General features: G+C 57.2%; 20 protein-coding genes. 14 read left to right on the forward strand and 6 right to left on the reverse strand.

Features of this window, described 5'->3' with window-relative positions:
• Positions 1-7: 7 nt before the first annotated feature.
• Positions 8-619 carry an FMN-dependent NADH-azoreductase gene (locus tag QFX16_RS15815; RefSeq protein ID WP_283180419.1) on the reverse strand — a complete coding sequence of 204 codons (612 nt, stop codon included), beginning with the start codon at positions 617-619 and terminating at the stop codon, positions 8-10.
• A 128-nt stretch (positions 620-747) separates the two neighbouring features.
• Between QFX16_RS15815 and QFX16_RS15820 the strand changes: the two genes are divergently transcribed.
• Together QFX16_RS15820 and QFX16_RS15825 are read left to right on the forward strand one after the other, a co-directional pair.
• Entirely contained in the window at positions 748-1,656 is a 909-nt protein-coding gene (locus QFX16_RS15820) for a LysR substrate-binding domain-containing protein (protein ID WP_283180420.1), read from the forward strand.
• On the forward strand, positions 1,653-2,012 hold the full coding sequence (locus QFX16_RS15825; protein WP_008149946.1) for an MmcQ/YjbR family DNA-binding protein: 360 nt from the start codon (positions 1,653-1,655) through the stop codon (positions 2,010-2,012). Before QFX16_RS15820 ends, QFX16_RS15825 begins: the two co-directional genes overlap by 4 nt.
• Here the strand turns inward: QFX16_RS15825 and QFX16_RS15830 are convergent.
• Together QFX16_RS15830 and QFX16_RS15835 are read right to left on the reverse strand one after the other, a co-directional pair.
• Positions 2,009-2,437: a DUF1294 domain-containing protein gene (locus QFX16_RS15830; RefSeq protein WP_283180421.1), complete on the reverse strand. Its 429-nt coding sequence runs from the start codon at positions 2,435-2,437 to the stop codon at positions 2,009-2,011. The genes QFX16_RS15825 and QFX16_RS15830 overlap by 4 nt on opposite strands.
• Positions 2,434-3,264, reverse strand: a complete 831-nt coding sequence (locus QFX16_RS15835; RefSeq protein ID WP_283180422.1) for an undecaprenyl-diphosphate phosphatase — start codon at positions 3,262-3,264, stop codon at positions 2,434-2,436. The genes QFX16_RS15830 and QFX16_RS15835 overlap by 4 nt, the downstream gene beginning before the upstream one ends.
• A gap of 293 nt (positions 3,265-3,557) precedes the next feature.
• On the opposite strand from QFX16_RS15835, the gene QFX16_RS15840 reads away from it, so the two are divergent.
• The 9 genes from QFX16_RS15840 to fapF all read left to right on the forward strand — a co-directional run bounded on the left by QFX16_RS15840 (position 3,558) and on the right by fapF (position 12,223).
• Positions 3,558-5,192 (forward strand): methyl-accepting chemotaxis protein, encoded by a 1,635-nt coding sequence (locus QFX16_RS15840; protein ID WP_283180423.1) that lies wholly within the window; start codon positions 3,558-3,560, stop codon positions 5,190-5,192.
• 233 nt (positions 5,193-5,425) lie between these two features.
• On the forward strand, positions 5,426-5,989 hold the full coding sequence (gene pnuC, locus QFX16_RS15845) for a nicotinamide riboside transporter PnuC (protein ID WP_283180424.1): 564 nt from the start codon (positions 5,426-5,428) through the stop codon (positions 5,987-5,989).
• Positions 5,986-6,510, forward strand: coding sequence for an AAA family ATPase (locus QFX16_RS15850; protein ID WP_283180425.1), 525 nt, complete (start codon positions 5,986-5,988; stop codon positions 6,508-6,510). Before pnuC ends, QFX16_RS15850 begins: the two co-directional genes overlap by 4 nt.
• A 331-nt stretch (positions 6,511-6,841) precedes the next feature.
• Positions 6,842-7,279, forward strand: a complete 438-nt coding sequence (gene fapA, locus QFX16_RS15855; RefSeq protein WP_283180426.1) for a functional amyloid chaperone FapA — start codon at positions 6,842-6,844, stop codon at positions 7,277-7,279.
• 1 nt (position 7,280) lies between these two features.
• The gene (gene fapB / locus QFX16_RS15860; protein WP_283180427.1) at positions 7,281-7,853 is read left to right on the forward strand and encodes a fibril amyloid subunit FapB; all 573 of its coding nucleotides are present in this window, start codon (positions 7,281-7,283) and stop codon (positions 7,851-7,853) included.
• 51 nt (positions 7,854-7,904) lie between these two features.
• The gene (fapC, locus tag QFX16_RS15865) at positions 7,905-9,377 is read left to right on the forward strand and encodes an amyloid-like fimbrin subunit FapC (protein WP_283180428.1); all 1,473 of its coding nucleotides are present in this window, start codon (positions 7,905-7,907) and stop codon (positions 9,375-9,377) included.
• Between the two features lie 63 nt (positions 9,378-9,440).
• Positions 9,441-10,121, forward strand: coding sequence for a fibril amyloid maturation endopeptidase FapD (gene fapD / locus QFX16_RS15870; protein WP_283180429.1), 681 nt, complete (start codon positions 9,441-9,443; stop codon positions 10,119-10,121).
• Positions 10,122-10,155: 34 nt separating this feature from the next.
• Positions 10,156-10,896, forward strand: a complete 741-nt coding sequence (gene fapE, locus QFX16_RS15875) for a fibril amyloid subunit FapE (protein ID WP_283180430.1) — start codon at positions 10,156-10,158, stop codon at positions 10,894-10,896.
• Between the two features lie 46 nt (positions 10,897-10,942).
• Positions 10,943-12,223 carry a fibril amyloid transporter FapF gene (fapF, locus tag QFX16_RS15880; protein WP_283180431.1) on the forward strand — a complete coding sequence of 427 codons (1,281 nt, stop codon included), beginning with the start codon at positions 10,943-10,945 and terminating at the stop codon, positions 12,221-12,223.
• A 68-nt stretch (positions 12,224-12,291) separates the two neighbouring features.
• On the opposite strand, the gene QFX16_RS15885 is transcribed toward fapF, so the two are convergent.
• Positions 12,292-13,617: a sigma-54 dependent transcriptional regulator gene (locus QFX16_RS15885; RefSeq protein ID WP_283180432.1), complete on the reverse strand. Its 1,326-nt coding sequence runs from the start codon at positions 13,615-13,617 to the stop codon at positions 12,292-12,294.
• 341 nt (positions 13,618-13,958) lie between these two features.
• Here QFX16_RS15885 and QFX16_RS15890 point away from each other — a divergent pair, with 341 nt between their 5' ends.
• From QFX16_RS15890 to nhaB, 3 genes are all read left to right on the forward strand, one after another.
• Entirely contained in the window at positions 13,959-14,228 is a 270-nt protein-coding gene (locus QFX16_RS15890) for a hypothetical protein (RefSeq protein ID WP_283180433.1), read from the forward strand.
• A 238-nt stretch (positions 14,229-14,466) separates the two neighbouring features.
• Positions 14,467-15,756, forward strand: a complete 1,290-nt coding sequence (locus QFX16_RS15895) for an NHL repeat-containing protein (protein ID WP_283180434.1) — start codon at positions 14,467-14,469, stop codon at positions 15,754-15,756.
• Between the two features lie 78 nt (positions 15,757-15,834).
• The gene (nhaB, locus tag QFX16_RS15900; protein ID WP_283180435.1) at positions 15,835-17,337 is read left to right on the forward strand and encodes a sodium/proton antiporter NhaB; all 1,503 of its coding nucleotides are present in this window, start codon (positions 15,835-15,837) and stop codon (positions 17,335-17,337) included.
• Positions 17,338-17,387: 50 nt separating this feature from the next.
• Here the strand turns inward: nhaB and QFX16_RS15905 are convergent, their stop codons facing one another.
• Positions 17,388-18,323, reverse strand: a complete 936-nt coding sequence (locus QFX16_RS15905) for an IS110 family transposase (protein WP_283180436.1) — start codon at positions 18,321-18,323, stop codon at positions 17,388-17,390.
• Positions 18,324-19,140: 817 nt separating this feature from the next.
• Entirely contained in the window at positions 19,141-20,280 is a 1,140-nt protein-coding gene (locus QFX16_RS15910; protein ID WP_283180437.1) for a carboxylate-amine ligase, read from the reverse strand.
• Between the last annotated feature and the right edge of the window lie 25 nt (positions 20,281-20,305).

Below are 20,305 nucleotides of genomic sequence, written 5' to 3' on the forward strand. Positions count from 1 at the left end.
ACACGCCTTACGCGGCGGCGAACAACTGCTCGCTGATTTGCGTGTGAGCGTCGCTCATGGCTTTGGTACGGACGTCGTCACCGTAGGCAAGGCCATGGGCACGGACGAACTCAAGGTCGGTGATACCGATGAAGCCGAACAGCACCTTCAAGTACTCTTCGTGAGCCACACCTGTGGCCTGACCGGCATGCAGACCGCCGGAAGTCGATACGATCACGACTTTCTTGCCACCGCAGAGGCCTTCAGGGCCGGCTTCGGTGTAACGGAAGGTCTGACCGGCAACGGCGATGCGATCGATCCAGGCCTTGAGTTGGGTCGGAATGGTGAAGTTGTACATCGGAGCTGCAATCACCACGGCATCGGCGGCGAGGAATTCGGCCAGGGTGGTGGTACTCAGATCGGCTTCGTGTTGCTGCGCGGCGTTACGCAGTTCAGCGGTGGTGCCGGCGGCAACCAGAGTCGTGGCAGAGAAATGGCTGATGGCATCGGCGGCCAGGTCGCGGTAGGTCACCACCGCAGTCGGCTCGGCGGTTTGCCAGGCTTTAACGACTTCGCTGCTCAGCTGACGGGAAGCCGAGTTGTCACCAAGAATGCTCGAATCGATATGCAGCAGTTTCATGTGGGATCTCCAGGTGAGGATCGCTACGAGGCGATCTGATGGGGAGAATCCTACAGGCGAAACCAATAGCTGATTAGACTGCAACAATGCGATAGTTCGTCCCACTGATAGAACAATCGAGCCCAACCATGCAAGACCTCAATGATCTTTACTACTTCGCCAAGGTGGTTGAAGCCGGTGGCTTCGCGGCGGCCGGGCGTTTGCTCGGGATTCCCAAGTCGCGGTTGTCGCGGCGCATCGCCGAGCTGGAAGAGCGCCTCGGCGCGCGCTTGCTGCAACGCACTACCCGACAACTGAAGCTGACTGCCGTGGGTGAACGTTATCTGCGGCACTGTCAGGCGATGCTGCTGGAAGCCGAGATGGCGGATGAAGCCGTCGCCAGCATGTCCAGCGAACCTCGCGGACGTTTGCGGGTGTCCTGCCCCGTCGGGCTGGCCCACGAAATTCTGCCGACAGTGATTAGCGACTTTCTTGAAAAGTTTCCTCAGGTACAACTGGAAGTCATGTTGCTCAACCGCCGCGTTGACCTGGTGACTGAGGGCATCGATGTCGCGCTGCGGGTGCGTGAGTTGGGCGACGAAGACCCACTGTTGGTCACCCGACGTTTGCGCCAGGCGCAGATGGCGATGGTCGCCAGCCCCGGTTTTTTGCACGGACTTGAAATCAACCACCCCGAAGACTTGAAACACCTGCCCGTGCTCGGCGCCCTGGAAGCCGACCGCCTGGTGCATATCCGCATGCTCGACCAGCAGGGTAAAAGCTGCGATCTCACCCTCGAAGCGCGATTGGGCATTGATGACTTTATCGTGCGCAAGGCCTGCACCCTCGCTGGCCAGGGTTTTACGATGCTGCCGATGATGTATTGCGAGCAGGAACTGGAAAACGGCTCGCTGATACAGTTGCTGCCCGACTGGTCGTTGCCTGGCGGCTGGCTGCAAGCGGTCTACCCTCATCGGCGCGGGGTGATGCCGGCCGTGCGCGCCTGGCTCGACCATTTGATCGAATCATTCAATGCCTGTGGGGACCGACTGATATGAAGGCTGGACGTATGAGCGAAGAGGATGTCGCGCAATTCTGTCTCGCGCTGCCGGGTGCGCGGGAAGACTACAAGTGGGGTGGCGTACGGGTGTTTTCGATTGCAGGGAACAAGATGTTTGCCTTGCAGAATCTGAGGGGCGAATCCCTGGCCTTCAAGGTCGACAAGGACTTGTTTCTTGGCCATTGCGACCGCCCGGGAATCCGCCCGGCGCCTTATCTGGCGCGGGCTCAGTGGATCATCATGGAAACGCCCTACCCGTTGGGCCCTGAAGAGCTGCAAGGCTTGTTGCAGCGTTCCCATCAATTGGTGGTGAGCAAGTTGCCCAAGCGCACTCAGGTCGGACTGCTGCTTTAAAGCAACGCGAACAGATGGGCGCCGAGAAACAGCTGGTCGATCCAGAACACTTGGTGCAGCAGCACAATGATCCAGAACACCAACTGAAACGAGAGCTTGCGCGTCTTGTGCCGAAACAGCTGCTGCGCCAGTAAGGCGCCCGGCCAGCCCCCGGCGAGTTCCACCGCATGCAACACGTTCTCCGGGGTGCGCCAATGGTCGGCGCGCGCCTTGCGCTTGTCGCTCCAGTACAGCAAGAACGCCAGCAGGCTGATGCCCCCGTACGCTGCCAAGGGAATCACGGAACCCCCGCGCAGCCACAACGACATCGAGCCGTACAGCGGCAGCGCGCACAGGACCGCAAACACCAACAATTTCAGCTGAAGATTGCGAATCTCTCCTGCGGGTTTGCGTCCGGGGTTGTTGCGCGAGCTGCCATCATTCATGGCTTGACCGCGGCCCAGTCAACCCAGCCAAACTGCCAGGTGGCCAGGATGACCAGGCCGAATGCGATGCGATACCAGGCAAACGCCGCATAGCTGTGGCTGCCGATGAACACCAGCAAGGCTCTGACGGCAATCATCGCGAAGATGAACGCCGTGACGAAACCGATCGCGAACACCGGAAAATCAGACGGAACGAACAGGTCGCGATACTTGTAGCCCGAGTACACCGCCGCGCCGACCATGGTCGGCATCGCCAGGAAGAAAGAAAACTCGGTGGCGGTCTTGCGCGACAAGCCGAACAGCAAACCGCCAATGATCGTCGAGCCGGAACGCGAGGTCCCGGGAATCATTGCCAGGCACTGGGCAAAGCCAACTTTCAGCGCGTCTTTCCAGGTGATTTCGTCGACGGTGTGGGCATGCACTTCATGCTGACGCTGCTCAGCCCACAGCATGACGATACCGCCCACGACCAACGCCGTGGCCACGGTGATCGGGTTGAACAGATACTCGTGGATCAGATCAGCGAAAATCACCCCCAATACCACGGCCGGCAGGAAGGCGATCAGCAGGTTCGCGGTAAAGCGTCGAGCGCTCGGCTGCGTCGGCAAACCGATGACCACATCAAATATCTTGCGACGAAACTCCCACACCACCGCCAGAATCGCGCCCAACTGGATAATGATGTTGAAGGCCATGGCCCGCTCGCCACCGAAGTCGAGCAGGTCAGCCACGATGATCTGGTGGCCGGTACTGGAAATCGGCAAAAACTCCGTCAGCCCTTCTACAACCCCAAGAATCAATGCCGAAAAGGCAGTCCAAAGATCCATCAATCCCCCAAGAAGCGATGCGCCACGGCATGCCCGTAAGTATTTTTTTCAGAACGTTGACTGCGGTCAGCGTCGCTGCTGCACCGCGCGCATAGAATCCAGACGAAATCATAAAAATTCCGTGAAAAATCAACTTGGATTCAGGTTTTTCCGTGCGGGGCCGAAATCCTATCAGACAAGTCTGATTAACGCTGCGCGTTATTGGACTTGGGTCGGATATGACCGATTGGCAAAGTGTGGTTGGATGCTGGCGATCATTTATTACAAGAAAAAGAAACCGGAGTGACAGCATTATGAACAGCTTGCGCAGTATGTCGATCAGCCGACGCTTGTGGCTTATCTTGATCGTGGCCGTCCTGATGCTAATGACGTTGGGCGTCTTGATGCTCAAGCAGATTCACGATGACCTGTACCACGCCAAGGCTCAGAAAACCCAGCATGTGGTGCAAACCGCCAGCGGTATTCTGACCTATTACCACGACCTCGAAACCGCCGGCACGCTCACCCGCGATGCTGCGCAGAAGCAGGCTCTGAGCGCCGTTCGTGGTCTGCGTTATGACCAGAATGACTACTTCTGGATCAATGACCTGACGCCGGTGATGATCATGCACCCGGCCAACCCGAAACTCGATGGCCAGAACCTATCGGCGATCCGCGACCCCGACGGTTTTGCCCTGTTTAACGAAATGGTCGCCGTCGCCAAGACCAAGGGTGCCGGCACCGTCGACTATCGCTGGCCGAAACCGGGCGCCAGCGCGCCGGTAGAAAAAACTTCCTACATCAAACTCTTCGAGCCCTGGGGTTGGGTAATCGGTTCGGGCGTGTATATCGATGACATGCAGGCCGAGTTCTATGGTCAGGTCTGGAAGGCCTCGTTCGTGGGGCTGGTGATTGCCCTGATCATGGCGCCGCTGGTCATCCTGATTGCCCGCAGCATCGTGCGTCCACTGCAGGAAACCGTGAACGCCATGGCCAACATCGCCAGCGGCGAGAGCGACCTGACCCGCAGCCTCGACACACATGGCCAGGATGAAGTCACGCAACTGGCACGCCACTTCAACGCCTTCACCGCCAAGCTGCGACTGGTGATCAGGGAACTGCAAGTGTCCGCCAGTGCCCTGGGCCAGTCTTCCAGCGAACTGGGCAACGACGCCGCCCAGGCCCAGCAACGCAGTCAGCAACAGTCCCAGCAAATGGAACTGGTGGCCACTGCCATCAATGAAGTGACGTATGGCGTGCACGACGTCGCGAAAAACGCCGAGCACGCCGCCAGCGAAATGCGCGATGCCGAGTCTCAGGCGCAGCAAGGCCAGGTCAACATCGATGGCAGCCTGCAACAGATCGACAAGCTGTCTTCGACCATCGATCAGGCGGTAGAAGTGATTCGCACCCTGGCCGCCGAAAGCACGCAGATCGGCAGCGTCCTTGAAGTGATCCGCTCCATCGCCGAGCAAACCAACTTGCTGGCCCTCAACGCGGCCATCGAAGCCGCCCGGGCCGGCGAGCAAGGTCGCGGTTTTGCGGTGGTGGCCGATGAAGTGCGACTGCTGGCCCAGCGTACCCAGAAGTCCACGGCCGAGATCCAGTCGATGATCGAACGCCTGCAAAGCCACTCCGAAGCGGCGGTCAAAGTGATCGGCGACAGCAGCCGTGCATCGCAGTTGACCATCGAGCAGGCCGGCCTGGCCGGTGCAAGCCTGAATGCCATTGCCCAGGCGCTGCGCAACCTCAACGGGTTGAACGCCTCCATCGCCAGCGCGACCTTGCAACAGGCGCATGTGGTCGAGGACATCAACCAGAACGTCACCCAGGCGGCCGGTTTGTCCCACAGCACGGCGCTGGCGGCCGAACAGTCGAGCGCGGCCAGCGTTCACCTGAAGGAATTGAGTGAGCAATTGAACGGGCTGCTCAAGCAGTTCCGGGTGTAACCACCTTTGTAGCAGCTGCCGAGCCTGCGAGGCTGCGTTCGGCTACGGAGCAGTCGTAAACCTGGGCACCGCGGTGTATCAGAACGATCCTGCATACCGGATTCACGACTGCTGCGCAGCCGAACGCAGCCTCGCAGGCTCGGCAGCTGCTACTTAGGGCGGCGCACGCTGTTCTACTTGGCAGCGCCTGCCGTTACAATCCGCTCCTCTTCGACTTCCCCCAAGGAACCTCCATGTCCGGGCTTGAACTGTTTGCCGCTACCCTCGGTGTCATTGCCGTCTGGTTGACGGTCAAACAGAACCCTTGGTGCTGGCCGATCGGTCTGGTCATGGTGCTGCTTTATAGCTGGATCTTTTTTGAGGTGAAGCTCTACTCGGACATGCTCCTGCAGGTGATCTACGCCGCATTGCAGCTCTATGGCTGGTGGCAGTGGACGCATGCGGGGGGCGCGCGCCATGGTCGGCAGGTCAGCCTGCTCGACGGTAAATCGGTCGCTATCAGTCTGGTCATTGGAGCGGTCGGCAGTCTGTTGCTGGGCGCTGCAATGGCGAACTGGACCGATGCCGCACAACCCTGGCTCGATGCGGCACTGACTGGCTTCAGCCTGGTGGCGCAGTTATGGATGGCGCAAAAACGCATTCAATGCTGGCCGCTGTGGTTCATCCTGGATGTGATCTTCGTCGGGCTGTTTATCTACAAAGACCTGTACCTGACCGCCGGGCTCTACGCGCTGTTCGCCCTGATTGCCGTCCAAGGCTGGCGGGAATGGCGGGCCGATCCGGCGTTGCGCACATGAAAGTTCTGGTACTCACAGGCCCAGAATCCAGCGGCAAGAGTTGGCTGGCAGCCGAGTTACAGCAGCATTTCGGCGGGGTCCTGGTAGACGAATATGTACGCTGGTTCATCGAACAGAATCCTCGAGACACCTGCCTGGCCGACATTCCGGAAATCGCCCGCGGACAGCTGAAATGGGAGGACGAGGCACGCGCCCGGCAGCCGCATTTGCTGATTCTCGACACTCACTTGCTGAGCAACATCCTCTGGAGCCAGACCTTGTTTGGTGATTGCCCGACGTGGATCGAGCAAGCATTGCTGGCACGGCACTACGACCTGCATTTGCTGCTGAGCCCTGAAACCGTGGCCTGGCATGACGACGGTCAGCGTTGCCAACCGCAACTGGCAGAACGCCAGGCGTTTTTCCACGCCAGCCGCCAATGGCTTGACCTGCACCACCAGCCTTGCCAGGTGCTGCAAGGTGATTGGCAACAGCGCAAGGACGCGGCATTCGAGGCTGTGACCCGCTTGCTCAAGCCCTGACCGGGGTACCCCGCCCTGCCGCAAATGTCCATTCCTGAAACACCCCCCCCTGCGCGAACCCGCGAACTAAAGCGGCTCAAGCACTCCAGCAAGAAAATGTTAAGCCACTGATACAACCTACCTTCAGCGCCCTTTAGCGAGCAATGCCGCCAGCATGGATGGCACTTTTGCGTGGCTCTGTCTCAGTGGCGTTACAATTTTTTTTTGACAACCTCGACAATTAAAGCCAACCAACTGTTTTTAAAAGAAAAACAAAAACCGGCACACCTTCTGCTCTCTTCCTCGAAACGCTGATCAGGGCCAGCGTCCATTTACAGAAGGAATTGCCGCCGTGGGGAAATTTGATAACAAAATTTATAGCCTCCTGCTGATCGGATGCGCACTGGGCTCAAGTCTCTGCCTGCCTGTACAAGCTGACAACGGCATCATCATTATCAAGCGTGATGTCCAGCCGCGCATGGCAACGCGTGCGCCGCTGATTCCCGACCCTAGCCCCACGACCGCCAATGCCAACCCGTCCAAACACATCATCAGTCAAACGAACGAGTTGAGCGACGGCGACTTTGCCGGTGTCGCCAGTGGTGCAGGCATCTCCCGCCTGGTCACTCAAAACACCAACAACCTGGGCGGCAACATCAGCAACCAGACCCAGCTTTCCAACCTCCCCGCCGGGCGTTCGGGAAATGCCGGCAACGGTATTGCCAACATGGTCAATTCAAGCGTCCAGCAAGGCCTGGGTGCTCTGAAAGTCATACCGGGAGACCGTTAAGATGAATCGTACGCTGCTGATTATCGCCATGTTTTGCAGTGCATCGACCTTTGCCCAACCTCCCGTCATCAACAACGCCGAAATCGACGGTTCGGGCACGCAGTACAACGGCAACCTCGGGGTCAACCAGGCTGCCGGCGATTTACAGCAACAGGCTAACGCACGGGCCATCGCCGTTGGCCATGGAGCCAGCGCGACCACACAGATTCGCCAACGGTTGCGTACGGTGGTCGACCCCAGGATCGATGCTCGATCCAGCATTCAAGGCGACTCCTTCAGCCACGGCAACGGCGTACTGGGCGTCAACCAGAGCGCGGGCGCCAGCAACCAGCAAGCCAATGCCCTGCGGATAAGCATCAGCACGCAGCCGCAAAGTATCGACGACAGCGTCCTCAGGCAACAGAACGTGGCGCTGATCACTAACTCCGATCCAACTGACTCTGCACCAGGCTATCGCCAGGTCGCTACCAGCGATCAGGCCTTCACCGGCAGCCGTGGGGTGATCCAGTTGAATCAGAGCGCCGGGGTGGGAAACCGAACGGCCAATACCCTGAGCGTACGGGTCATGGATTGACCCAAACAGGTAAGAACAACACTTAACCTAAAATAAGTACGGAGAATCACCATGAAACCTTCGATGGCAATAAAGCCTCTGGTTTTTGCAATTGCTGCGGTCTTGGCTGTTGCTGCACAAGCGGGTCAGAACGATCGACGTGGTAACCATAATGGTCATCATAACGGTGGCCACCACACTCCTCCTCCAACATGGATCCATACCGACGCGACCGCCAACGCGAACGATAGGCAGACCAGTACCGGCAACCGCATCCACAACGAAGGGACTCAGAACTCAGCCGAGATGAGCAGCTCTGCCTCAGGCGCGAGCGGCAACGTCGGCGTCAACGTGGCAGCAGGCGCCGGCAACCAACAAGACAACGCGGCCGCCATCGCAAACGCTGGCTCCACCTCCAGCCTCGATAACAGCTTCGTGTTCGGCACTTCCGAAGCCAGCGCTCGAGTCTCGCAATACAGCAACAATAACAAGGTCAACAACTACGGCGTCACAAACTCTGCCGTGATGAGCGGATCTGGCGATGGCAGCAGCGGCAATATGGGTATCAACATTGCTGGCGGCGACCTCAACCAACAGAAAAACACCATGGCAATTGCCAACTCCAATGCTCCCCTGGGTAACGCAAGAGCCACTGCCTCTGCCAATCAAAACGGTCCTGGCCTGATAGTGAATAACACCGCTGATCGGACCTACCGCGTGGATACGATTACCGTTACCAACACGGCCAGCGGTAGTTTCTCTAAAGATAAGTCATTCGAGGTTAGCGGCAGTGAAAGCGCTTCTTCGAGCTGGGCCGCGGCCGGTGCCAATAGCTCTAATTCCAGCGGTTCCCTTAGCGTTGATATAAGCGGTTCGAAGAGCAGCAATGCGAGCGGTTCCAACAGCAGTTCTGCGAGCGGTTCTAACAGCAGTTCTGCAAGCGGTTCCAACAGCAGCAGTGCAAGCGGTTCTTCGAGTGCATCCTTGAACGCTTCCCTGGGCGCTACTTTGGACATTGATACGGCGGCTTCCAGCTCCACTACCGTCAACAATGGCTTTGGAGATCGCACCCGCAGCAGGAGTTCCGAGGCATCGCTTAACGCATCGCTTGACGCAACGCTTGACGTAGCGGTGAACAAATCGTTCGACAAATCGCGCGAATCCTCGTTCGACAGATCTCGCGACTCCTCGTACGACAGATCTCACGAATCCTCGTACGACCAATCGCGCGATTCCTCGTTCGAAAAATCGTTCGATAAGTCGTTCGAGAAATCGAACGCCTCCTCGTTCGAAAAATCGGCCAGTCAATCGTCCGAATCCGAGTTCGCAAAAGCGGGAAGCTTCAGTGAGAGCAGTTCATTTGATTTGAGCAACACCTACTCCTATCAAGTGCTGACTCCAACTGGCTGGGCAAACCCTGTGACCAACACTGCAACCCTGAGCGGTTCGGTGAATGGTGGCAGTGGCAACCTGGGCGTCAACGTAGCTGCCGGTGTGGGTAACCAACAAAGCAACTCGCTGGCCATTTCCAATCAGTCGTTCTAATTGCTGTCTCTGGAGGCCCCCTTATGGGGGCCTTTTTTCAACACAACCAGAAGGCATCCCACTATGCGCATTATCGCCTTGGCATTTTTGCTTTGCGTGACCAGTGTGAGCGAGGCTGCACAAATACCGCTTTCCGTCCTGCCGGGCGGCGCGGTGGTGTTCAAGCCGATCCAAAGCGTGCGCGAGCGCAAGTTTGCCGACCTGGTCCAACAGAAAAGCGACTTCAGTTGCGGCGCAGCTGCGCTGGCAACGGTATTGCGTCAGGCGTATTGGCTTGACGTGGACGAAGAACAAATCATCGAAGGCATGCTGGCACACTCCGATCAGGATCTTGTCCGCGTCCAGGGCTTTTCCATGCTCGACATGAAGCGCTACGTGGAAAGTATCGGCATGCGGGCCCGTGGTTACCGGGTAGCGCAGGAAACGTTGAGCGAGATCAAAATTCCGGTTGTGGTACTCATGGATATCCGTGGCTACAAACATTTTGTGGTCATGCAAAGAGTTCATAAGGGCTGGGTCTATATCGGAGATCCGGTACTCGGTCATAAACGTTACAAAGTCGAAGACTTTGTAAAAGGCTGGAACGGCATCATCTTTGCCATCATCGGCCAGGGCTACGACAAAACCAATGCGTTGCTCGACCCACCCCTGCCACTGACCGCCAAGAACCGCATCAACACCTTCAGCCCGGTGCAAGACGCAGAGTTGATGGATTTCGGATTCATCCAAAGCGACTTCTTCTAATAACAAGGGAGCACGACGCTCCGGGAGCATTCCAATGAAGACTCCAATCTGGCTGGCCGTGGTTTGCCTGGCCGCCAGCCTGCCGACCCAGGCACAGATATTCAAACCCATTGAACTGAACGATCACGAATTGGCGAGCCTGCGAGGCCGCTATGTCATGCCGGGACGGATCGTCAGTTTCGGCATTGTCATGACCAGCACTTGGCAAAATGCCAACGGTGAAGTGATCGGGGCAACTTCCTCGATGCAAATTCAACAATCGACCATCACGCCACAGTTCTATGTGTCGATAATCAACGAAAAAGGTAATGGCTCCGCAATTTCGCAAGGCACCGGTACCGTCATTGGCGGCAGCGGCCTCAACAGCACCGAAGGCGTCACTCAAGTCGTGCGTGCTGCCGGCGACCATAACACTGCCTACAACAACGTTGATATCAACGTCACAAGGGCTAACCAAGCGCCAACAACGCAACAGCAGGGCCAGGCATTGGCCGCAGGCTCGACGTTGGTGGACGCCAATGGCGCGGGCTCGCTGAGCATTTCCTCGACCGGTACGGGTGTGCAACTCAACATCGTGGCCAACAACAACCAGGGCAGTACCGTACAACGCCTGGCCCAGGGTGGGCTGATGCAGAACACGACTTTGCTCGGCGGTGGCAACCAGGTCCGCAACCTCACGTCCCTTAATGTCGTGCTGCGTGACAACGTGGCGACAGCCGGGTCGCTGAACGGCAACCTGGACCAGCTCAAAGGTCTTCGCACTCAAGGATTCTGATCTACGCTCAGTCTCATCAGATGAAGTCAGAAGGGACGGCTAATCCATGCACCGATCGTTAACGTTCAAAGCTATCGTTTGTTTGAGTAGCCTGGCCCCGGCAACACTGCTATACGCAGCACCGGACCCCCAGGTCGAGATGCTAAAACAAGAACTCATGGAGTTGAAACAGCGTTACGAAGCACAACAGAACGCGCTGATGGTACTCGAGCAACGCGTTCGCCAAGTTGAAGAAACACCTGCGACACCGGCTCCCAAACGCCTGACCAAATCCCCTGCCGAAACGACCAGGGGTGGCCAAACGGTGGCCGCCGGTGCGCCGGGAACCACAGGCAGCTCATACGGCCAATCGCTCAAAGATGATTCGGAGCCTGCGCAAAGCGTTTCCAACCTGTATGACGAAGCCAGCGGCTTCTTCGGTGGCGGCAAGTTCAGCCTCGAAACGGGCGTGACCTACACGCACTACGATACCCGTGCGTTGGTACTCAACGGCTTCCTGGCACTGGACTCGATTTTCCTCGGCAACATCAACATCGACCGTATCAAGGCGGATAACTGGACCCTGGACCTGACCGCCCGCTACAACACGGGACAACGCTGGCAGTTCGACATTAACGTCCCCGTGGTTTATCGCGAATCAACGTATTCCTCCGGTGGCGCCGGAGGCGCAGGCCCGGTGACGTCGGACGCCACCGTTACCCGCGACCCGACCATTGGCGATGTGAACGTTGGCGTTGCTTACAAGTTTCTGGATGAGTCGGCCAATCTACCCGATGCAGTCGTTACCCTGCGCGTCAAGGCGCCGACCGGTGATGACCCTTACGGCATCAAGCTGATCAATGACCCAGCCAACGATAACCTCTCGGTACCCGAGGACTTGCCTACCGGCAATGGTGTCTGGTCGATCACCCCGGGTATCTCGTTGGTCAAGACCTTCGACCCGGCCGTGCTGTTCGGCAGCCTGTCCTACACCTATAACATTGAAGACTCTTTCAGCGACATCAGCCCTCAGATCAACTCCAAGGTGCCCGGGGATGTGAAACTGGGCAACTCCTGGCAGGTCGGCGCCGGTATTGCATTCGCCTTGAACGAGAAGATGAGTATGTCGTTCTCGTTCACCGACCAGTTCGCCCGCAAGAGCAAGATCAAGCCGGACGGTGGCGATTGGCAGTCGATTACCAACAGCGATTACAACTCGGCCAACTTCAACATCGGCATGACCCTGGCAGCAACCGATAACCTGACGATCGTTCCCAACCTGTCCATCGGCCTGACCGACGACTCGCCAGACTTTTCCTTCAGCCTGAAATTCCCGTACTACTTCTAATCCACAACAACAAAGCCCCGCTGCGACTTCAATCCCAGCGGGGCTTTTTTTGTCTTTAGATCTTGCGTCTAACGTATCTGATGCTTGTGCAGCAAACGGTAGAAGGTAGGCCTGGATATCCCCAGCACCTTGGCGGCGATGCTCAAATTATCGCTGTGGCGGTTAAGTACATCGCACAAGGCCTGGCGCTCTGCCCGGTGCTTGTAGTTTTCCAGCGTGCCCATCGGCGCAGCAACGGCCTGCTGGCTGATCAGCCCCAGGTCTCGCGCTTCGATCTGCCGACCTTCGGCCAGTACCAACCCGCGACGTACCCGGTTGGCCAGCTCGCGCACATTGCCCGGCCAGTCATGCTTGCCCATGGCAATCAAGGCGTCTTCACTGAAGCTGCGCGGACGGCGACCGGTTTCATGGCTGTAGAAATGGGAAAAGTGGTTGGCCAGCATCGACAGATCGCCATTGCGCTCACGCAGGGGCGCGGTCGCGACTTGCAACACGTTCAGGCGATAATACAGATCTTCGCGAAAGCGTTTCTTCTCGATCGCTGCCTCAAGATCGACATGGGTCGCGGCCAACACCCGCACATCCACGGAAATCGGCTGACTGCCGCCCACCCGCTCGATATGCTTTTCCTGGAGGAAACGCAACAGGTTCGCCTGCAGCTCCAGGGGCAGATCACCGATTTCGTCGAGAAACAGCGTGCCGCCGTTAGCCGCTTCGATCCGCCCGACCTTGCGTTGATGGGCGCCAGTAAAAGCCCCCTTCTCGTGGCCAAACAGTTCGGACTGGATCAAGTGTTCAGGAATTGCTCCGCAATTGATCGCGACAAAGGGTTTGCTGTGACGTTGGGATTGTCGATGGAGCGTGCGGGCGACCAGTTCTTTACCGGTACCGCTTTCACCACGGATCAATACCGGAGACTCGGTGGGCGCCAGCTTGCTCAGCAACTTGCGCAGTTCGCGAATGGGTTTGCTGTCGCCAAGCAGCTCGTGTTCGGGCTGATCAATGTGAACCGTGCCCTGCCCACGCAGGCGTGCCATCCCGAATGCCCGGCCCAGCGTCACCTGAACCCGGGACACATCGAATGGCAAGGTATGGAAATCGAAGAACCATTCGCAGACAAAGTCCCCGACATTCTGCAATCGCAGGACTTCCTGGTTGAGTACGGCGATCCACTCGGTACCGCTACGGCTGATCAGCTCTTTGACGGCTTCCGGGCGTTCGAGGTGAAAAGGCTGCAAACGCAACAGGCCGACATCGCAGGTTTTGTCGGCAACGTTTTCCAGGGTGCAGCTGTCAACGTCCCAACCCCCAGCGCGCAAAACCGGCAGCAGACGATGACAGTCGTCGCAAGGGTCCACTACTAACAGACGTCGTAAGGCAGGCGCTTCGATCATGACTGTTCCTTGGCGCCAAAGTTATGAAATATTATTAAAAACAATCGTTTGGCGGACCTGGCTGTAACGTTAGCAATAATTTGACATGACCTTGTACCGTTTGACTATAGAGCGGTTGCGTTATTAGTTATAAGAAGCGACTTAGTTAGTTACCTAACGAGTCCTGCCTTTCATTCAGCTTTCAAAGCCTGTCCACACCTTGAGCCAATGAAAGAAAGTTGATATTTCTTTTAATTGTATGTGACCCGCCCCCCGGTTGCGGGCATCAGTACAAGTAACCAGCCGAACGGTAGCCCAACCGACGGCACATCACTTGATTGGGCATACAGAGAGAAAACCCCATGAACGCCCCGCTCCGCATCAACGAAGCTCTTTTGATTGCCGACCGCGCATTCCAACCGTTCCAATGCGTGGCCTGGGCCCCACAAGACGGCAATGGCGAACTCAGCCTGACCGTTATCGATCGCACCAACACCCGCAGCATCGGCCGCAAGCAGATCCCAAGCAGTGCCTATACCGATCCTGCGCAACTTGAATGCCTGCTTGAAGCGGCACGTGCGGAATTGAGAGAGGAGGGTTACAAACTCCAATCGTGGTCGATGCCACACTAAGTGTTTTGCGGGTTACCAAACGGTAACCCGCACCCTCCCCGATTATTCTTCGAACTTGCACGCGCCCAACTACTTGGCAGGCTTGTCAGTGGGTCGAAAAGACACTGTTCTGGCACACAGCGACCCTCCGTCTGTTAGTTATGACAGTTGTGCATCCAGGCGTTCAGGGATTGAATGTTTCCTTATACAGTCGCCACCCAAACTCCCGGTTCAGGACGACTCGCAAGGAGCTGCGTGCATGTCAATCCAGACCGCGTTTGCATTACGGGCAACCCTGAACAACGCCGGCAAACTTGATACAACCTTTGCCTCGTCTGGCAAAACCCAGGTGTATTTCGCTGGCAGCCTCTCAAGCATGGCCAACGGGGTCGCGATTGATTCACGCGGCAGGTTGTTAGTCGCGGCGAAGGTCGGAACGCCAGGCGGCAGCCGCTTCGGCCTGGCTCGCTTGCTCGAGGACGGCTCGGCGGATCTGGCGTTCGGCAATCAAGGCAGCGTCATCGGGCAATTTGAACACGGCTTCGAGGCCATGGCCGGCAAAGTCCACGTATTGCCCGATGGGCACATTCTGGTAGCCGGCCTGCACTACGAAAATGCTCACCGGACACTGCCCGCCCTCGCCCTTTTCGATCAGCATGGTCGGCCTGTTCAATGTTTTGGCGACAATGGCCGCTGCGTCGTGCGTCTGCCGGGCGGTCTTTCCCAAGGCGTGCGTGACACCTGGCTACCCCCCGGCGTATCGGGCACAGAAGGTTGTGATATCTGCGTGCAGGAGGACGGTCGAGTCCTGCTGCAGGCCAATCATCACTTCGAACTGTCCAATCATGTCGGCATTCTGATACGACTCAACACCGACGGCTCGCTGGACGACACCTTCAACGGTCGTGGCTTCGTGATTGTCAGGCACTTGCTGATGAATACCTGGCTCAGCAGCCTGATGGTGCAACGAGACGGCCGGATCCTGGTGGGCGGGTCGATCAACTTCCCTGAAGAAGGTCTGCTGGCCCGCTATCAAACCGACGGCAGGCTCGACGATTGTTTCGCCGTGGATGGTTTCATGACCTTCAAGGCATGTGGGTATAGCGCTCAGGTCAGCCGGATCATCCAACAGGAAAATGGCGATGTGCAGTGCTTTGGCAGCAGCCGCGACCCGATGCATTGCCTGGCACTGAAAGTACACAGCAACGGCCGCCCGGACATTCATTGCAATGGAGGCCAGGCCCAACTGCTGGAGATCGGTCACAGCGGCTGCCAGTGGACCGACGCACAGGCACTGCCGGACGGCTGCGTGGTGACGGTTGGGGCCACGATCGGCGGCGTCGAGGCGGATTTCATTCTGGCGCGGCATCTGCCCGACGGGCAACTTGATCGCAGCTTCGGCAATGGCACCGGCTGGATTCGCACCCGCCTGGGCCGCAGCCTGGATACCGCGACTTCAGTGGCCATGCAGGCCGATGGAAACATCGTAGTCGGAGGCTATTCACTGGACGGCAACTATCGAGCGATCGTCGCACGCTATCTGGGGTAGGCCTGCACAGTTTTCCTACACTTGATCTTCCCTTCCGCTTACGGCAAGTTGCGCGCTTCTTAATACAAGGAGTAGCCGATGCCCGGTTCAATGGCTCAGGCGTTCGCGCACAATTTTCTCGGGCATTCACCCCGCTGGTACAAGGCAAGCATTGTCGGTTTCCTGATTCTCAACGCGCTGGTGTTGTGGACCGTCGGCCCGACGGCGGCTGGCTGGCTGCTGGTGCTGGAGTTCATCTTCACCCTGGCCATGGCGCTCAAGTGTTATCCGTTAATGCCCGGCGGCCTGCTGTTGATCGAAGCACTGTTGCTGAAGATGACCACGCCCCAGGCACTCTACGACGAGCTGGTGCACAACTTCCCGGTGATCCTGCTGCTGATGTTCATGGTGGCCGGCATCTACTTCATGAAAGACCTGCTGCTGTTTCTGTTCTCACGACTCCTGCTCGGGGTTCGCTCCAAGGCTCTGCTGGCGTTGATGTTCTGCTTCCTGTCGGCGTTTCTGTCAGCGTTTCTCGATGCCTTGACCGTGACCGCCGTGATCATCAGTGCAGCCGTCGGGTTTTACTCGGTGTATCACCGCGTCGCATCCGGCAATGATCCGCGTCAGGACAGCGAGTTTGGCGATGACCAGCACCTGCCCACACTCCATCACGCCGACCTCGAACAATTCCGCGCCTTTCTGCGCAGTCTGCTGATGCACGGTGCCGTGGGTACCGCACTGGGCGGTGTTTGCACATTGGTCGGTGAGCCGCAGAACCTGCTGATCGGCCACGAGATGGGCTGGCACTTCTCTGAGTTCTTTCTGAAAGTCGCCCCGGTTTCATTGCCGGTCCTGGTGGCAGGCCTGGTGACCTGCGTCCTGCTGGAGAAACTTCGCTGGTTCGGTTACGGCACGCTGTTACCGGAGAACGTGCGTGCAGTTCTGGCCAATCACGCGGCAGAAGACAATGCCGAACGCACCTCGCGCCAACGTGCAGCGCTCGTCGTGCAGGGATTGGCAGCGCTGATTCTGATTGCGGGGTTGGCGTTCCATATTGCTGAGGTCGGCCTGATCGGCTTGATGGTGATCGTGCTGATCACCGCATTCACTGGCATCACCGACGAGCACCGTATCGGCAACGCGTTCAAGGACGCCATGCCGTTCACAGCACTGCTGGTGGTGTTTTTCGCGGTAGTGGCGGTGATTCACGATCAGCAACTGTTCACGCCTTTGATCCAGTGGGTGCTGGCGCTGCCAGCGGATCAACAACCGGGCATGCTGTTTATTGCCAACGGCTTGCTGTCAGCCATCAGCGATAACGTGTTCGTCGCGACCATTTACATCACCGAAGTCAAACAGGCTTTCATCTCTGGCCACATGAGCCGTGAGCATTTCGAGACGCTGGCGATTGCGATCAACACCGGCACCAACCTGCCGAGCGTGGCGACGCCCAATGGTCAGGCTGCGTTTCTGTTCCTGCTGACCTCGGCGATTGCACCGCTGATTCGACTGTCGTACGGACGGATGGTGTGGATGGCGTTGCCGTACACCGTGGTGATGGGTGTTCTTGGCTGGTATGCAGTGAGTTTCTGGCTGTAAACCCAGAACAAAATGTGGGAGATTCTATGTTGCAGGGCAACCCCGCAACCTCAGGCCGGGTGGTATTCGCTCTGATTTTTCATCAGGGCAAATGCCACCCGGCAGAGTTTCCGGGCAAGGGCCACCAAGGCCTGGGTTTTCGAGAAGCCTCTTGCAAAATACGACTCGTAAAACGGTTTCCATTTAGCTGAGCGACAGGCTGCCATTGCGGCGTTGTAAGCCAACCGGCGGACTTCCGGATCCCCTTTTTTTGTCAGGTGCCGGGGGCCGTTCTTCTTCCCGGAGTCATCGACCGTAAGGTCCATCCCTAGAAACGCGATGAACGCATCACTATTGGCAAAATCACCGCGCATAAAGGTCGTCGCCAACCCGGTTGCAGTCAGTTCGCCAACCCCTTCGATGGCTTTGCAGCGGTCGATATTCTCTTCAATACCCGCCTCTTTGCTGACCTTGCGCAGCAGTTTCTGAATGGCCTGATCCGCTTGCTTGAAGGCCTTTTGCTGGGCGCTCTGTACTTTCTTCAACAAGGGTTCATTGGCCCAGCTCAGCATCAGACCGGCATGGTTCTGGATCAGCGTTGCACGTCTGTGGAGCAGGCTTTTCAGCGAGGTGTAGGCCTTGGGTGGTGGGCTCCAGATCCGCAGTCCGTCTTGTTCGTTCGTCAAATAACGCGCCAGCAGACGGGCATCGCAGGGATCGTTCTTGGCTCGTTGGCCGATGCCGCGGCGATAGTTGCTCACCCGATAAGCATCCACGACATAGACCTGGTGCCCCATCGCATGGGCCAGCTCGACGGTGTCCAGGTGGTAGATGTTGGTGGCTTCAACGGCGATAGCGCTTTGGGCGGGCAATGTTTTAAGCCAGCGTTTGAGGGCTGTTCGATCGTTCTTGATGGTGTCAGTGGTTAGCCGGTCGGAGCGATAGACAACTATTTCGGCCTTGGCGATATCGACGCCAACCACCGTCTGCGAAGTAAGGATTGTCATGACGAATCCTCGGAGCTAGGGTTTAAGAGCTTGTCGGGGTCTACCGTTGCGCTGGCTTGCCTCTATCGTCGGTTTTACCGATGAATTCCTTATCGGCGCTTTGGGTAGAAGGGGCGGGATGAGAAGTCTCCCACGGTCTGTACTGGTCAGAGTCAGAATCGAGCTTTTAGTCCCGCCCACCCCTTCAAGTCTAAACATACAAGCGAGCTTGCTCGCGATGAGGTCGTGTCAGCCAACATCATTGTTGAATGACAGACCGCTATCGCGAGCAAGCTCAACGCCTCAAGTGATCGGGGGCCGAATTTTTGGTCAAGACAGTGACAGCCTGCCGATCACCTGTTCTCCGTCCACCCATGCGAGCGGCGGCTGGGGCTCAGCGAACCAGGTTATGAAAATACTTTGGCGGGCACAGGAGTTTGCCAAGTCCCTGGTGCGCTTTTGAAAGAACAAACCTGATGGCTTCGCCTGCGTCTGCCATGCCTTGGGCGAACCTGGCCATCCCCACGCGTTGGAGTTTTGCGAGAACGGCGCCTAGGCCGCAGCCTGGAAGCTGATGTTTATGAAGACCGACCCAGCGTTCTTTGTTGTCGGAATGGCCGAAACTCTAAATCCAGCAATTATCGAGGGCTATACCGAAATTTTCGGTTCTGCCCACCATCTCCTTTTCTAGCAAAGCTGCGCTGTGGCAGGTTCTCCGAGTCGGGTACCGGCAAAAGGTTGATTACAGCCTGACAATACCCCCCCCGGTTTTATCGTATAAAACCGCGCTAACTAGCAGGTACTTGGCTCACTAGGCTGAAAAAGTGCTGCGCTTTAATCAACGCGGGACGCTTTGCACCTGCGCCGTTTCCATCAGCAATAGATCAACGACTCGTGAGAGCGCGCCATCAACACTCCTTCCGTTGCGTGAGGCGGATTCGTAAGCATTGCGCTGCCGCTCTGCGCTGGAGCCGTTATGCACAATTCGACGAGCCTGGGAAAATACGCCCTCCACTCCCATTTTTTGGGCGGTGTCACCTAAGATCTGTTCTGCCAGGAACAACCATTGCTCAATCGTAAACGGTCGGTCGTAATTCTCGATTAGAAACGCAGCATGTGTTCCATACCGTTTGGCACGCCAGCGATTCTCCTTGAGGATCCATAGAGATCTCTGTGAGTAAGTTGATCCTGGATGAGGTTGGATGATGGCGTGAGCGATCATCAAGCGAAACAAAGAGGCGATGCACAACGTATCTTCTACACGTGGGCACGCATCCGTCATTCGCAGCTCCAAGGTCGGATAATTGGTAGAGGGTCGAACGCCCCACCAGCATTCGCTTGGATGCTTAATCGAGCCAGTTGACATCAAAAAGGAGATGTAGGCGTCGTAGGAAATCTGATCTCCAAAAAATTCAGGAACACCCATCCGAGGCCACTCATCGCACGCGGCTTGGCGATAGCTCATAAAGCCGGTGTCAGCTCCATCCCAAAAAGGTGATGAACTGCTTAGGGCCAGTAATAAAGGCGTCCAAGGCAACACCTCGTTCATCACTTGAATACGATCCAAGTGTTCCGCAACCTCCACGTGCACGTGCAAACCCGATAGCAGGCTGCGCTGGGCGACACGTTGGTAATCTTCGAATAACTTAAGAAAATGGTCGTGGGCTGTGGCGTGTTGTATGCGCCAATCAGCCAAGGGATGGCTGCCTGCACTGAGCAAGCCCAAGCCGAAAGGTTCGAGTGCGTGGTTTAACGTAAGACGTGCGTGAGCTAAATAATCCCCTGCTTCCGGTAGCGTATTGAAAACCGGCGAAGCTACTTCGATTTGTCCCTGGAACATCTCATAGGCGAAAAAATCACCCAAAAGTGCCTTGCACCGTTCAACCGCTGCGAAGGGGATATTGCCAGGCATCTGTCGAGTGGCAAGGTCGGTAATGAAATACTCTTCCTCAATACCAAACTTAAGGCATCTGATCATCGTCCCTCCCCGTGCTTGACTGTCG

It is taken from the genome of Pseudomonas svalbardensis, assembly GCF_030053115.1.
In the GTDB taxonomy this organism is placed as follows: domain Bacteria; phylum Pseudomonadota; class Gammaproteobacteria; order Pseudomonadales; family Pseudomonadaceae; genus Aquipseudomonas; species Aquipseudomonas svalbardensis.